This is a genomic window from Dactylococcopsis salina PCC 8305, from assembly GCF_000317615.1.
GTDB lineage: Bacteria > Cyanobacteriota > Cyanobacteriia > Cyanobacteriales > Rubidibacteraceae > Halothece > Halothece salina.
The window spans coordinates 1,599,929-1,613,974 of record NC_019780.1 but is presented as its reverse complement, the minus strand read 5'-3'; the positions used below and the strand labels follow the sequence as shown (position 1 = coordinate 1,613,974).

The 14,046-nt window shown below is 40.4% G+C and carries 14 protein-coding genes and 1 tRNA gene; 9 read left to right on the top strand and 6 right to left on the bottom strand.

The features are described 5' to 3' along the window. Positions 1-194: 194 nt before the first annotated feature. Both DACSA_RS08025 and DACSA_RS08020 read right to left on the bottom strand, forming a co-directional pair. Positions 195-473: a type II toxin-antitoxin system RelE/ParE family toxin gene (locus tag DACSA_RS08025; protein WP_015229273.1), complete on the bottom strand. Its 279-nt coding sequence runs from the start codon at positions 471-473 to the stop codon at positions 195-197. After that, positions 470-679 (bottom strand): hypothetical protein, encoded by a 210-nt coding sequence (locus DACSA_RS08020; RefSeq protein ID WP_015229272.1) that lies wholly within the window; start codon positions 677-679, stop codon positions 470-472. Before DACSA_RS08020 ends, DACSA_RS08025 begins: the two co-directional genes overlap by 4 nt. 268 nt (positions 680-947) lie before the next feature. Here DACSA_RS08020 and DACSA_RS08015 point away from each other — a divergent pair, with 268 nt between their 5' ends. Further along, complete coding sequence (locus DACSA_RS08015; RefSeq protein WP_041235386.1) at positions 948-1,631, top strand: hypothetical protein; 684 nt, start codon at positions 948-950, stop codon at positions 1,629-1,631. Here the strand turns inward: DACSA_RS08015 and DACSA_RS08010 are convergent. Continuing rightward, on the bottom strand, positions 1,600-2,688 hold the full coding sequence (locus DACSA_RS08010; protein WP_015229270.1) for a saccharopine dehydrogenase family protein: 1,089 nt from the start codon (positions 2,686-2,688) through the stop codon (positions 1,600-1,602). The two genes, DACSA_RS08015 and DACSA_RS08010, sit on opposite strands and share 32 nt — an antisense overlap. 122 nt (positions 2,689-2,810) lie before the next feature. On the opposite strand from DACSA_RS08010, the gene DACSA_RS08005 reads away from it, so the two are divergent. Beyond that, complete coding sequence (locus DACSA_RS08005) at positions 2,811-3,512, top strand: PHP domain-containing protein (RefSeq protein ID WP_015229269.1); 702 nt, start codon at positions 2,811-2,813, stop codon at positions 3,510-3,512. Here DACSA_RS08005 and DACSA_RS08000 read toward each other — a convergent pair. Continuing rightward, positions 3,509-5,296 (bottom strand): alpha/beta hydrolase, encoded by a 1,788-nt coding sequence (locus DACSA_RS08000; RefSeq protein ID WP_015229268.1) that lies wholly within the window; start codon positions 5,294-5,296, stop codon positions 3,509-3,511. The two genes, DACSA_RS08005 and DACSA_RS08000, sit on opposite strands and share 4 nt — an antisense overlap. A 418-nt stretch (positions 5,297-5,714) precedes the next feature. On the opposite strand from DACSA_RS08000, the gene DACSA_RS07995 reads away from it, so the two are divergent. Continuing rightward, the gene (locus tag DACSA_RS07995) at positions 5,715-7,319 is read left to right on the top strand and encodes a B12-binding domain-containing radical SAM protein (RefSeq protein ID WP_015229267.1); all 1,605 of its coding nucleotides are present in this window, start codon (positions 5,715-5,717) and stop codon (positions 7,317-7,319) included. Between the two features lie 133 nt (positions 7,320-7,452). Next, on the top strand, positions 7,453-8,028 hold the full coding sequence (locus tag DACSA_RS07990) for a Uma2 family endonuclease (RefSeq protein ID WP_015229266.1): 576 nt from the start codon (positions 7,453-7,455) through the stop codon (positions 8,026-8,028). On the opposite strand, the gene DACSA_RS07985 is transcribed toward DACSA_RS07990, so the two are convergent. Both DACSA_RS07985 and hisA read right to left on the bottom strand, forming a co-directional pair. Then, positions 8,018-8,752 carry a DUF554 domain-containing protein gene (locus DACSA_RS07985; RefSeq protein WP_015229265.1) on the bottom strand — a complete coding sequence of 245 codons (735 nt, stop codon included), beginning with the start codon at positions 8,750-8,752 and terminating at the stop codon, positions 8,018-8,020. The two genes, DACSA_RS07990 and DACSA_RS07985, sit on opposite strands and share 11 nt — an antisense overlap. A gap of 110 nt (positions 8,753-8,862) precedes the next feature. Further along, positions 8,863-9,636, bottom strand: a complete 774-nt coding sequence (gene hisA / locus DACSA_RS07980) for a 1-(5-phosphoribosyl)-5-[(5-phosphoribosylamino)methylideneamino]imidazole-4-carboxamide isomerase (protein WP_015229264.1) — start codon at positions 9,634-9,636, stop codon at positions 8,863-8,865. Between the two features lie 91 nt (positions 9,637-9,727). On the opposite strand from hisA, the gene DACSA_RS07975 reads away from it, so the two are divergent. From DACSA_RS07975 to DACSA_RS07955, 5 genes are all read left to right on the top strand, one after another. Then, positions 9,728-10,618, top strand: coding sequence for a metallophosphoesterase (locus tag DACSA_RS07975; protein WP_015229263.1), 891 nt, complete (start codon positions 9,728-9,730; stop codon positions 10,616-10,618). An 18-nt stretch (positions 10,619-10,636) separates the two neighbouring features. Continuing rightward, on the top strand, positions 10,637-12,394 hold the full coding sequence (locus DACSA_RS07970) for an ABC transporter substrate-binding protein (RefSeq protein WP_015229262.1): 1,758 nt from the start codon (positions 10,637-10,639) through the stop codon (positions 12,392-12,394). A gap of 234 nt (positions 12,395-12,628) precedes the next feature. After that, the gene (larB, locus tag DACSA_RS07965; protein ID WP_015229261.1) at positions 12,629-13,402 is read left to right on the top strand and encodes a nickel pincer cofactor biosynthesis protein LarB; all 774 of its coding nucleotides are present in this window, start codon (positions 12,629-12,631) and stop codon (positions 13,400-13,402) included. A gap of 58 nt (positions 13,403-13,460) precedes the next feature. Further along, a tRNA-Ser gene (locus DACSA_RS07960) sits at positions 13,461-13,549 on the top strand. Positions 13,550-13,613: 64 nt separating this feature from the next. Next, positions 13,614-14,039 (top strand): hypothetical protein, encoded by a 426-nt coding sequence (locus DACSA_RS07955; RefSeq protein ID WP_015229260.1) that lies wholly within the window; start codon positions 13,614-13,616, stop codon positions 14,037-14,039. Positions 14,040-14,046: the final 7 nt, after the last annotated feature.

The following is a 14,046-nucleotide window of genomic DNA, read 5'->3' as shown; positions in this document are numbered from 1 at the left end:
TAAAAAGTTAGGTTACAGTTTATCCCCCCAACCCCCCTTTGAAAGGGGGGCTTTAGTGGATCGGTGTGTAGCGCCAGTTGATCGAAATGGTATAAGTAGTAGGTTGGGTGGAGTTTACGAAACCCAACACCCCACAGTAGTAGAATTGATGATGTTGGGTTACACTTGGTTTTGCCTAATCTACTATTTATCTTTTAATATACTTCATCATGTGTTCCTAAATTCAGTAATAAAATCGCATCTTCCTCTTGGGTATTCCTAACGAATTCAAATAGAATGCGATACTGATAGTTAATTGAACAAGACCAAATTTCTTCTAACTCACCTTTGAGTTTATGAGTGCGTAAGGTAGGGTGAAAAGGGTTCTCGGATAGTTGCTTTAAAGTTTTTTCAAGAAGAGGTATGAGATGAGGATTTTTGCGAATTAAACGCTTAAAAGAACGCAATGATTTGGGAGTCCAGCCAATTTTCATGGTTGTTCTAACTCTCCTAAAAAGTCATCAACTGATCCCCATTTAACGTTCCCCTTAGCAAATTCTTCGCGAACTTCTGAAATCTCCTGTTTAACTTGATCATTTCGTTTTTCTTGTATCTTTTTTTGCAGAAATTCAAGCAAAATTTCCTGATCTTCTAAAGGTAAACTTTCGACGGATTCAACAATTTGTTGAAATGAGTTCATTTTCTGATCCTGTTTTTACTTGTCATAATTATAATAATCTTAGCAAATGTAGGTTGGGTGGAGAAGACGAAACCCAACACCCCACAGTAGTAGAATTGATGATGTTGGGTTACACTTCGTTTCACCCAACCTACGGTTAGGGGAATTAGTAGGTTGGGTGAAGTTTGCGAAACCCAACATTTTTCATAAGTAGTAGGTTGGGTGAAGTTTGCGAAACCCAACACCCCACAGTAGTAGAATTGATGGTGTTGGGTTACACTTAGTTATTATGCAGTCTATCAGTCTTAATTTAATCGCAATTGGCATTTTTGCCATGACGATGTTTGCTTTATTTGCCCCAATTTTGAATATTCCAGTGGTTTTTCCCGCAGGAATTACGTTTATCATTATGGGGTTACTTACTTTTGATACGTTAACTTGGAATAATCGCGGGGTTACGCTTTTTCTTGATTTATTTTCTACGGCGGAACAACGGGAAAGAGTGTTACACCATGAGGCTGGACATTTTCTTGCTGCTTATTTTTTAGGGATTCCAATTACAGGTTATAGTCTCACCGCTTGGGAGGCTTTTCGTCAAAAACAACCAGGAAAAGGAGGTGTACAATTTGATACGACGGCTTTAGAAAAGGGAGGACAAAAACCAAATCAAATTAATTTAATGTTAGACCGATTTTGTACGGTTTGGTGTGCTGGAATGGCGGCGGAGATTTTATCTTATGGTAACGCGGAAGGAGGAGAAGACGATCGATCGCAGCTGCAAGCAATTTTGAAGGAATTAGGCTATCCTCCAAGTCAACGGAAACAGAAACAAGAATGGTCGACGTTACAGGCGAAATCCTTAATTGAACGCAATCAGGAGGCTTACCAGACATTAATTAAGGTGATGAGACAAGGCGCTTCTGTGGAAAGTTGTGAACAAATTATTCAGAATCAGGCGCAATTGAAGCCTTAATTTTAAGTCCTCTTTCGGTCATTATTTTATCAAATAAATCGCTGTTGACAATTTGTTCAACTGACCAAACTCCAGGTTGTTTAATCTCTTGCTTTAATAATAATTGGGCGATACTTCCTACTCCTATTCCCACTGCGATCGAGGTGTTTTCATGGTAAAATTCTAAGTTACAGGTTTGTTTTTTCCCGTCTTTCCATCCCTTCACTTCTGCACAGATCGCAATTCCGATCCCACTCCAAAAATCAGTAACTTTTGCCATGGCTAAACTCAAGCGAGAAAGCCCTTCTAAGGCGATCGAGTTTTGTAAAATCCATGAGGGGAAACGATGGGCGCTAATCCAAGTTAAATGGTTATAAAAATCAGGAAGCGAACCAAATTTAGTAACCACTGTATTCACGGGAAACGACTGAGGAAGTGTGTAAGTTTCAGCAACATCAAACCAATAAACTCCTGCGTTTCCATAGTGAGGAAAGTTGACAATTTCTTGATCGGTGTAGGGAGATTTTTCTTCCCATTTGCCGTTAATCCAGACGGAAAAAGGGGATTTTAATCCTAAAAAAGTCGTTCGCATAACCGTTAACCCAGCACCACCAGAACCCGCAACTAAATAATATAAATGAATAGAGTCGGCGGTATCAAGCATTTCTACACCTTTTCGCGCCATTAAGTTAGAAATGCCAGGAAAAACGCCTGTATGTAAAATCGCCGTTATTCCCGCTTTTGATGCGAGTTGATGATAGTTAACTGCTTGTTGATGGAACGATCGATGGTCACTAACATCAATATAATTCACCCCAGCTTCAAGGCAGCAGTTTAAAACCCGACCATCCCGATGATGAAAGGGTCCAGCCACATGAACCACTAAATCATAATTATAAATTGTCTTTTGAATCGTTGCTAAATCATTCAAATCGAGGGATAAAAAAGGGAAATCACGGTAAGGAGAAGATTTACGCCCCGTAATGGTTACTTTTGCTTCAGTTTGCTGACTTATATCTCGCGCCACACAGCGACCAATTTTCCCGTTACCGCCAATAATTAAGATATTCTGAGTCACCATTTCCTCCTATAGAGAACAAAATTAAAAAGATTTGCTAAGGTTAAAGGGAAGAATTTGTAATATTGCTCAACAATTATCGGCTCACTCACTAGCAATTAACGCCATTATTGAAAATTATCATGCCGACAACTTACTTTTTCCCCCAAACCACTTCCAATTTACCGACACAGAATGTAGAAACCCTGAAAGCAATTTGGCGCACGATCGATGCTGATAGTTGTCCTCATATTTACAATTTCCATTTACACACGGTTCATTCTGATGGACAATTGCAACCCGAATCCGTGATTGATCAGGCTTTAGCATTAAAATTAAGAGGACTGGCGATTACTGACCACCATACCGTAAAAGGCTATGAAATCGCCCACAATTATTTACAAAGTCATCAAACCAGTGGTCAATCTCTCCCCCAACTGTGGACAGGGGTGGAAATCACCTCACTTTTGTTAAACACAGAGGTTCACATTTTGGGCTATGGGTTTAATCCTCATCATGGCGCGATCGTTCCCTACTTACAAGGAGATGCCCCTGTTAAACTGAATGCAGGCGCCGATCGCGTGATTGCTGCGATTCATCAAGCGGGTGGTTTAGTGGTATTAGCCCATCCCGAAAGATATCAAAAACCCGCAACAGAGTTAATTCCAGAAGCAGTGGCGCTGGGAATTGATGGAGTAGAAACCTACTATGCTTATAAAAATGTTTCCCCTTGGACACCGACTCCCCACAAAACCGCAACGGTGAAAGCACTTAGCGAACAGTATAATTTGTTTAACACTTGTGGAACGGATACACACGGATTAAACCTATTAAAACGAGTTTAAGAGGGAAACATTCGATCGACATTGATGGTCAAAATTTCCTCTAACTCTCCTCGACAGTATTGATCAATTTCTCTTTTCCGTGAAAAGTTGAGATTAAACTGTGATTTCGGGGCGCGATCGGGCGCAGACTGTCTAACTAGCAATCGTTGACGAGTCCAGTCAATTCCTTGTAACCAAGGCGTTAATCGCGCCGGAACTTCTCTGGTGAAACGAAACGACAACTCGGGAGTGGAAATAAACTGTGCGTATTCTGGGGTTAAAAAGGGTTGATATTGCTTCGCTTCTGTACTATCCTGTTTGAGGAAAGCCAGACTAACCCCACGAATCCAACTGCGGAGAGGTTCAGCGCTTTTTCCCATTAATTCTGGCACTAAGGTATTTTTCCCCATCACACTGTTTAAGTTACTGCGATCCGTAACACTCATGTGAGTTGCACCGAGGGCGGTTAGCAAATACTTATCACCAGAAAGTTGAGTAAAGGGTTTTAACTGATTAGTGAGAGTGGGCGTAATCGCGTCTTCACTGCTACTGAGAATCATTGTGGGAATTGTCACCTTTTTTAGTCCTTTCTCGCCGAAAAGATGGCTAATCATGGGATTAAGGGCGATCGCACTTTTAACGCGCCGATCGCGCAAATTTAGGGTACTATCAGGTAATCTCGCCCCAGCACATTGTAACCAGTCTGCAGGAGATCGTCCAAGGGGAGTAACATCCCGACAAAAACGACGCACCGCCTTTAAGTCTAACTCTCCTCCCGCTAAGGCTAAAGCCGTATAACCTCCCAACGAATGACCGATCACAGTAACATTTTCGGTGTTAAATTGATTGCGTAGGCTACCATAATAACGATTGAATCGATCCAGTTGATCCAGTAAGAAACTGATATCTTGAGGACGATCGATTAATTCTTGCGGTGACAATAACTCTCCTGGATCAATGGTAAATTCTTGGTCTGTGAGAAGATCGATATTACTCCCAGGATGTTCTAAGGAAACGACAGTAAAGCCATAGGAGGCTAAATGTCGCGCTAAATAGATTAAAAAACGGCGGTTAGCAGCATAACCATGGGATAACACCACTAAAGACCCATTTTGACCTTCTGGTAGGTAGAAATCCGCCAAAATTTTTCGATCGCGCTGACGATCTCGAAAGATAAAAGTTCGTTCATTGAAAGCAACATTTCCCGACGCAGTGGGGTCAAAAGTAGGAGAGAAGCCAGTGTTATATTCTACTTTTAATTCTTGGGCTAAAATCGGGGCTAAGAGTTGACTTTGCAGATAAGATAAATTTAATTGTACCCCCAAAGCGATCACAGCTGTCCCATCAATGGTTAACGTTTCTTCGGGATACGCCACAATAAAATCAAGGAGACTTAAACCATTTCCCCGTTGAAACGCGAGATATAATCCCACCATGAGTTCTTCGAGATCAGCTTCGGGAAAAGCAGTTTGTAATTGTTCCATAAGGGGTTCAATTTGTTGTGATCTCAGCGTCCCAAAAACAAATCGATCGACCACTTCTTGATCAAATTCTAATTTCCGAGTTAATAACTTTTGCACATCTGAGTTTAGTAATGGTTTTAATAAACGTAGCGAAGGGGGAACATTTCCAGTTCTCCCATAGGTTTCTAAATCTCTGACTAAAATTTGACGTTCTAGAGGTCCAATGCGAATATTAATCCGTTCCGCTGCGATCGCATTTTCCATAATCAACACCGAAAAAACACCGATCGCGGATGAGATGATATGCTTTAAAAACCGTCCTCTCTCTCGATTGCTTTTCACGACTCACCCCTCATCACTTAATTACTAATTATAAAGACATTACACAACACAAAGACGTTCCATGACTTGTAGGTTGGGTGAAACCCAACTTAGATCAGAATTGTAGGTTGGGTGAAACCCAACTTAGAATTGTAGGTTGGGTGAAACCCAACACCCCTATCTAAACCTGACTTGTAGGTTGGGTGAAACCCAACTTATACCATTTCTAAGAAGTTAGGTTACAGTTTATCCCCCCAATCCTCACTTCGCTCCGGCCCTTTGAAAGGGGGGCTTTAGAATTGTAGGTTGGGTGAAACCCAACAACACCCTTATTGTTGCTGTTGATTTTCATTACCTCAACCCAACTTACGCTTTGATAAAACTGCTATAGAATTTAGTTAAGATCGAAATTGGACAATAAACTAACAATTATTTTACTGTGAGTGTCTTTTCTCAAGAACGTCTTTTATTTACCCCAGCTTCACCAGAAAACAACGCACTTCCTGTTATTTTTGCCTTTCCCAATACTTACAATATTGGCATTACCAGTTTAGGTTATCAAGTAATTTGGGCGACCTTAGCCACTCGTGAAGATGTTGCGGTGAGTCGGGTTTTTACTGATATCCAAGAATCTTTACCCCGTCATCCTGAATTATTTGGGTTTTCTGTTTCTTGGGAGTTAGATTATATTAATATCTTAAATTTATTAGAATCATTTGCGATTCCCCTTCATAGTGAGGAAAGAGGAGAAGAACATCCTTTAATTTTTGGTGGCGGACCAGTTTTAACAGCAAATCCTGAACCATTTGCCACTTTTTTTGATTTAATTTTATTGGGAGATGGAGAAGAGTTACTTCCCAATTTAATTGAAACTTGTAAACAGGTGCGAGGCGACGATCGCAAAACGAAACTAAAAAAATTAGCTCAAATTCCTGGCATTTATGTTCCGAGTTTCTATGAGATCACTTATGATTCGCCAGAGGGAATGATTACAAATATTACTTCCATTGATGCTGATATTCCCTCAGAAGTGCAAAAACAAACCTATCGCGGCAATACACTTTCTGCTTCTACTGTTGTCACGGAAAATGCAGCTTGGGAAAATATTTATATGGTGGAAGTGGTGCGAAGTTGTCCAGAAATGTGTCGCTTTTGTTTGGCAAGTTATCTCACTTTACCCTTCCGAAAAGCAAGTTTAGAAGGGTCATTAATTCCCTCGATCGAAGCGGGATTAAAAGTAACTAATCGTCTCGGTTTATTGGGTGCGTCAGTAACCCAACATCCTGAATTTAATGACTTATTAGACTATTTATCCCGTCCCGATTATGACGATATTCGGTTGAGTGTTTCTTCCGTGCGAACCAATACCGTTACCGAAAAATTGGCGAGAATTTTAGCATCGAGAGACGCTCGATCGATTACCATTGCTGTAGAAAGTGGTTCAGAAAACGTCCGTAATATCATCAACAAAAAACTCACCAACGAGGAAATTATCCAAGCGGCAATTAACGCAGAAGCAGGGGGATTAAAAGCGCTAAAATTATATGGAATGGTGGGGATTCCTGGGGAAAAAGAAGCCGATATCGACGCAACGATCGAAATGATGGCAAACCTTAGAAAAGCCGCACCCAGCTTAAAATTAACCCTCGGTTGTTCCACATTTGTTCCGAAATCCCATACACCGTTTCAATGGTTTGGCGTGAATAAAGACAGTAAAAAACGCTTGAATTATTTACAAAAAAAACTTCGATCGCGCGGCATCGATTTTCGGCCCGAAAGCTATAATTGGTCAGTGATCCAAACCCTCATTTCAAGGGGCGATCGACGCTTAACCCCCTTATTAGAATTAACCCGTCATTATGGGGATTCTGTAGGAAGTTATAAACGAGCATTCAAAGAATTAAAAGGACAACTTCCCCCCCTAGAATACTATGTTCATCAAAACTGGGAAACCACACAAATTTTGCCTTGGTCACACTTAAAAGGACCCCTTCCCCAAACGACATTAGAAAAACATTTAGCTGAAGCAATGACGAATAGCTAATGATGAAAAATTCCAGTTTTCCAGAGTTACCAGTTATTGAAATTCCCCCAAGATTGGGGGTTAGGGGGCTGAAGATAAAACGAAGGTTATAATCGTTAATATGAAATAAAAAATAATTGATTACTAATTTGTTATGGTTACACAATTAGCACCAAAAGTTTATACACCGAAAGAATATCTAGCGTTGGAATTAGAAGCAGAAAATCGCCATGAGTTTATTAATGGAGAAATTAGACAGATGGCTGGAGGAACAACAAAATATAATGAATTAATAACAAATTTATCTGTTTTACTGAAACCCACTTTACGAAAACAAGGAAAACGATTTTACTCTGAAAACGTGCGGTTATGGATACCCATTGTTAATGTGTTTACCTATCCCGATGTAATGATTTTAGCAGGTGAACCCATTTATTATGAAGAGAGTCAGACTACAATTACGAATCCCGTTGTGATTTTTGAAGTTTTATCTAACTCAACCAGAGATTATGATCAAGGACAAAAATTCCGTTTTTATCGCAGTTTAGAAACGCTACAAGAATATGTTTTAGTAGATCAAGAAAGATGTTCGGTAATGGTTTATCAGCGAGAAAATGCGAAGGAATGGAATTTGCATATTTTAGAAGAGTTTAGCGAAGTTATACGATTAAAATCAGTAGCTGTAGAAGTTGCTTTACCAGACATTTATGATGGTGTTTTTAACCAATAAATAATAATAAAATTGGGGGAATTAATAAAGCTGGAAGAAAAGCAGCTACCCTGATTTTTGCCACTTCTAATAAATTTAAGCCAATTCCTAAAATCATTAACCCTCCAATTCCTGTAATTAATAAAATCAGAGGATGATTTGTCGGATCATTTAGGTTAGAAACAAAAAGTCCAGCAAGTAAAGAAATCCCTCCTTGATAAAGGATAATTACTAACACAGAAAAACCAACGCCAATTCCATAACGACTCGCAAAAGGGATGGAAGAAATTCCGTCCATAGTTGCTTTCAAAACCAGTAAAGTATTGTCTCCTAAAAGTCCATTATTAATGCTTCCTACTAACGCAACAGGACCCACACAAAACAAAATACTGGTAGCAACAAATCCTTCTGTAAATTGTCCAGAATGACGGAAACGTTTTTTTAAAAAATCACCAATTCCGTTTAATCTTTCCTCAATTTTCCACCATTCTCCTAACCCACCCCCGATAATCATTGAAATTAACCCTAAAATTGCCCCTGGCATATTTCTAACTTCTACATTCGATAATTCTTCCGCCATAGAAAAACCGAGCCAAAGCGTTAATAATCCAATTCCTTGAGGTATAATTTCCTTAATTTTTGGCGGAAGTCGTTGCTTAAGTAATAACCCAATAATTGTTCCGATAAGCACAGTTAAAACATTAATCCATGTCCCACTGGTTTTAACCCAAAAATCAGTTATCATATTTTGTTATTAGTTACTCGTTATTCGTTATTGGTTATTTGGTAACTGATCACTGTAAATGTTGGGTTACATTTTATTTCACCCACGCTACGCCTTTTGTTGAACATTAGTTAAGCAAAGGTGGAGAAGTCATCACCAAAGGGAACATCTTGTAAACGTCCATTTCCCACCGCTTCGACGGCTTCTTTTAAGTCTATTTTATTGGCGTAAAGCGATCGACCTAAAATTGCGCCAGTCACCCCTAAAGGTTCAAGAGAGAGTAAACTGAGTAAATCGGTGACAGAACTAATGCCACCCGATGCAATGATGGGAATGGAGACGTTTTCCGCTAAGTCTCGTAATGCGTCTAGGTTGGGGCCGGTTAATGTGCCATCACGGTGAATGTCGGTGTAAATAATCGCTGCTGCGCCTTGATTTGCCATTTGTTGCGCTAAGTCTTTCGCCATTACTTCCGAGGTTTCTAACCAGCCTCTGGTTGCAACTTTTCCGTTACGAGCATCAATCCCGATCGTGATCTGTTGCGGAAATTCTTGACAGAGGGCTTTCACTAATTCTGGTTCTTCTACCGCGATCGTCCCGACGATCACATTATTCACCCCGAGAGAGATCAGTTCCGCAATGCTGCTTCGATCGCGCAAGCCGCCCCCGACTTGTACAGGAATAACAACCGTTTCCACAATTTCGGCGATCGTGCGTTGATTCATGGGTTTTCCCGCTTTTGCCCCATCTAAATCTACTAGATGTAATCGGGTCGCCCCTTGTTCCACCCAATGTTTAGCCGTTGCCACCGCTCGATCGTTAAACACCTCTACCTGATTATAATCCCCTTGGTAGAGACGCACACATTTTCCCCCTAAAATATCGATCGCTGGAATAATATCCATAATTGTTATTTTTGTTATTTTGTAGAGACGTTCTCTAAAACATCTCTACTGTCTGCAATTAATATTAAATTCAAATCAAAATCATTGTACTATGAACCGACGCGAACTTTTAACCCTGCTTGGTATTACAGGTATTGGCGGTATTATTACCACTCAACTGCCTAATTTTAATCTTGCTAACGCTCAAGAAATCTCTGATCTTGATCTGCCCAACTATGAACCCAGATTACGTTTTGTTTCCCTTGCGGACACAGGAACGGGAAACAGCGGACAATATGCAGTAGCAAAAGCAATGACAAAATTTTATCGTCAATCTCCTTTTCCGATCGCGCTTTTAGCTGGAGATAACATTTATAATAACGGCGAAATCGAGAAAATCGAAGCCGTTTTTGAACGTCCTTATCAGCCTTTATTGCAAGAAAACGTTAAATTTTACGCCTGTTTAGGAAACCATGATCTTCGCATCAAAAACGGGACAGAAGAAGTCAAATATCCCTTATTTAATATGCAGGGAAGATACTACACCTTTACGCGCTCAATTGTCCAATTTTTTGCCCTCGATACCAACCGCAATGCTGACTGGGATCATCAACTCGAATGGTTAGATGAACAATTGAGCCAGTCTAGCGCCCCCTGGAAAATTGTCTTTGGACATCATAACATTTATTCCTCTGGTGTTTATGGGGTGAATCAACGTTTAGTTTCCCAACTCACTCCTTTATTTAAACACCATCAAGTTCAACTTTATATTAATGGACATGAACATCATTATGAACGCACTCAACCCATTAACGGAACTACTTATTTAACTTGTGGGGCTGGAGCAAAATTACGTCCTGTGGGACAATCAGATTGGACAGATTACGCCACCAGTCAATTGAGTTTTGTTGCTTATGATCTCTATGCGGATCAAATGGCAATTCGAGGGATTAATCAAGATGGCAAGATCATCGATCGAGCTTTAATTTCCCGTACTACTTAAATCAAACAACTACAAAAAATGTTATCTCAACGTCGTAATAACTTCCTAGTTTCTCTTCTTTTTTCCGTTCTAATAAGTTTTCTTACCGCTTGTAATCCTGCAATTATTGAAAGCACTGCGTCCGATGTGCCGCAAGTGGTACAGGCAATTTTAAGTGACCCGAAAACCTTTAACGCAATCCTCTCCCAAGAATCTCCCAATGTCTTTGGTTTCACTTATGAAGGATTAGTAGATCAAAATCCTTTAACTGGAGAAATTGAACCCGCTTTAGCAAAATCTTGGGAAATTTCTGACAATAAAAAAGAAATTACCTTTACCCTCCGTGACAACTTAAAATGGTCAGACGGTGAACCGTTAACGGCGGATGATGTGGTATTTACTTATAATGATTTAATTCTCAATCCTAAGATTCCCAATAATACGAGAGATAGCTTAAGAATTGGAGAAAGTGGGGCGTTTCCTACGGTGGAAAAAGTGGATGGGAAAAGGGTAAAATTTACCGTTCCCGAACCCTTTGCGCCGTTTTTACAAAGTACAGGGATTTCAATTCTGCCAAAACACGCTTTAAAGGAATCAGTGGAACAAACTGACTCGGAAGGAACACCCGTTTTCTTATCAAAATGGGGCGTGGATACTCCTCCTGAAAATATTATTGTGAATGGTCGTTATCGGTTAGCAAGTTATTCCACCAGTGAGCGAGTTATCTTTGAAAAAAATCCTTATTACTGGGAAAAAGATGAACTAGGAAATCAACTCCCCTACATCGATCGAGTAGTTTGGCAAATTGTCGAAAATCAAGACACAGCGTTATTACAATTTCGTTCTGGTGGCTTAGACTCAATTAGCGTAACTCCCGAATATTTCTCATTGTTAAAAAGAGAAGAAGATCGGGGGAATTTTACCATTTATAATGGGGGGCCTCAATACGGAACTAATTTTATCGGATTTAACTTAAATACAGGAAGTCGAGACGGAAAACCGCTTGTTGATCCCATAAAATCTCGTTGGTTTAATACCCTTGAATTTAGAAAAGCGGTGGCTTATGGAATTAATCGCGAACAAATGATTAATAACATTTTTCGAGGTTTAGGAGAGAAACAAAACTCACCGATTTCGGTGCAATCTCCTTACTACAATCAAGAGGTAACAAGCTATGGTTATGATTTAGAAAAAGCGAAAGAGTTATTATTAAGTGCTGGTTTTCAATATAATGAAGAAGAACAATTATTAGACTCAGAAGGAAATCGAGTGCGCTTTACGTTAATTACCAACGCGGGAAATAAGACAAGAGAAGCAATGGGAGCGCAAATTAAACAAGATTTAGCAAAATTAGGAATTACTGTTGATTTTACTCCGATTCAGTTTAATGTTTTGGTAGATAAACTTTCTAATTCTTTAGATTGGGAATGTCATTTATTAGGATTTACAGGTGGTAATGAACCTCATTTTGGGATTAATTTATGGCGCACTGATGGCAATTTACACACTTTTAATCAAACGGCGCGTCCTAGAAATCAATCCCTAGAAGGGAGAAAAGTGAGAGAGTGGGAAAAGGAAATTGAATCTCTTTATATTCAAGCGTCAAGAGAGTTAGATGAAAGTAAACGGAAAGCACTTTACGCAGAAGCACAAGACATTGTTCAAGAACATTTACCCTATATTTATTTAGTTAATCCTCTCGCTTTAGCAGCAGCGCGCGATCGCATTCAAGGAATAGAATACTCGGCGTTAGGAGGAACATTTTGGAACATTGAAGAGTTGAAAATTCAGAATTAATACCATTTTGGAAAAGTAAAGTTACATTTAAGCCCCCCAAACTTGGGGGGTTGGGGGCTTAAGTAGTCGATACCGTAGCACCAACTCTTCAAAATGGTATAAGATCATCCAGCCCCCCTAACCCCAATCTGGTTCAGCCCCCTAACCCCCAATCTGGTTCAGCCCCCTAACCCCCAATCTTGGGGGAATTAAAAGGAGAGTAGCAATAACTGGAGTATTTTAGATAATAACTAAATGGAATCACAAACATTAAAAGCACTACTAAACGCCGTTGCTACTGGTGAAATTTCTCCAGAAATCGCAGCCGAAAAACTCAAAAATTTGGACTTTGAATCCATTGATGAGTTTGCTAAAGTTGATCATCATCGCGCTATAAGAACCGGTTTTCCCGAAGTGATTTGGGGACCAGGGAAAACCCCCGATCAGATTGCAAAAATCATGCTGAAAATGCGCGACGATCGAGCAAATATTATTATGGCAACTCGCATCGATCGCCCAGTTTATCAACAAATTAAAACTCAAATTCGAGAATTAAAATATCATCCGATCCCTCGCATCTGTGTTTTAGAAACCACGCCTCCCCCTCCCCAACTGGGAAAAATTGGCGTTGTCACCGCAGGAACTGCCGATATTCCCGTCGCTGAAGAAGCCGCCCTCACTGCTCAACTGTGCGGTTTTCGGGTCGATCGGCTCTGGGATGTCGGTGTCGCAGGGATTCACCGTTTATTGAGTCATCGGGAACTTTTAAACCAAGTCAACGTCTTAGTTGTCGTCGCTGGTATGGAAGGCGCACTTCCGAGCGTGGTGGCTGGAATGGTGGATTGTCCAGTGATTGCCGTTCCCACGAGCATTGGCTACGGGGCTAGTTTTGAAGGAGTTGCCCCACTTTTAGCAATGCTGAACTCTTGTGCTGCTGGAATTGGTGTAGTTAACATTGATAATGGGTTTGGGGCTGCCATTCTCGCCGCACAAATTCTGCGGACGGCGGGAAAAATTAATTCCCATTAGGCTTTGACACTCAACAATTAATCCGCTACAATAAGTAATCGTCTCATAACGCAATCTTGGAGAGGTGGCTGAGTGGTTGAAAGCGGCGCCCTGCTAAGGCGTTAGGGGGTTTACGCCTCCTCGAGGGTTCGAATCCCTCCCTCTCCGTTTCGATTCACTCCCAACTGGAGATTAGTTGGAGAGTTTTCTCGCAATCTAGAATCATTGATAAATGGGTAAATCAACGCAAGCACATCTAGAACGTACCATTCAAAAAGACCAGCCCTTGTCAGTAAGACAACAAGAGTTAAAAAAAATGAATTACTACATGGGAGCAAAATTACTAGAAGTAGGAGTGAATCCCCAATCTCCAGAGATTCTCTATCGTTGGTCAATCAAAACGGAAGGAGAACAGCAATTTTGTACACTCAGCGCTTTTTGGGGAGAGTCCAAAGCGAAATTACTGTCGGGAGAATATCCCCTCACAGGTGAAGAATTAATTAATTGTGCCAAACCCAACGTCAATCAAGGATTAAGTAACGTCGCGCAGCTTTGCGGTTATGGTTCCGATGTGAAGGGTTTTCAGTCTTCTTTAAAGGAAACAATGGAAGAAATGGGAATCGTTAGCGAATCGCTGGGAAGTCTAATTGAGCGGTGATCACAGA

Coding starts and splice junctions, on each gene's coding strand:
- DACSA_RS08025 (WP_015229273.1), bottom strand. CDS start 473: ATGAAAATTGGCTGGACTCCCAAATCATTGCGTTCTTTTAAGCGTTTA.
- DACSA_RS08020 (WP_015229272.1), bottom strand. CDS start 679: ATGAACTCATTTCAACAAATTGTTGAATCCGTCGAAAGTTTACCTTTA.
- DACSA_RS08015 (WP_041235386.1), top strand. CDS start 948: ATGCAGTCTATCAGTCTTAATTTAATCGCAATTGGCATTTTTGCCATG.
- DACSA_RS08005 (WP_015229269.1), top strand. CDS start 2,811: ATGCCGACAACTTACTTTTTCCCCCAAACCACTTCCAATTTACCGACA.
- DACSA_RS07990 (WP_015229266.1), top strand. CDS start 7,453: ATGGTTACACAATTAGCACCAAAAGTTTATACACCGAAAGAATATCTA.
- DACSA_RS07985 (WP_015229265.1), bottom strand. CDS start 8,752: ATGATAACTGATTTTTGGGTTAAAACCAGTGGGACATGGATTAATGTT.
- hisA (WP_015229264.1), bottom strand. CDS start 9,636: ATGGATATTATTCCAGCGATCGATATTTTAGGGGGAAAATGTGTGCGT.
- DACSA_RS07975 (WP_015229263.1), top strand. CDS start 9,728: ATGAACCGACGCGAACTTTTAACCCTGCTTGGTATTACAGGTATTGGC.
- DACSA_RS07970 (WP_015229262.1), top strand. CDS start 10,637: ATGTTATCTCAACGTCGTAATAACTTCCTAGTTTCTCTTCTTTTTTCC.
- larB (WP_015229261.1), top strand. CDS start 12,629: ATGGAATCACAAACATTAAAAGCACTACTAAACGCCGTTGCTACTGGT.
- DACSA_RS07955 (WP_015229260.1), top strand. CDS start 13,614: ATGGGTAAATCAACGCAAGCACATCTAGAACGTACCATTCAAAAAGAC.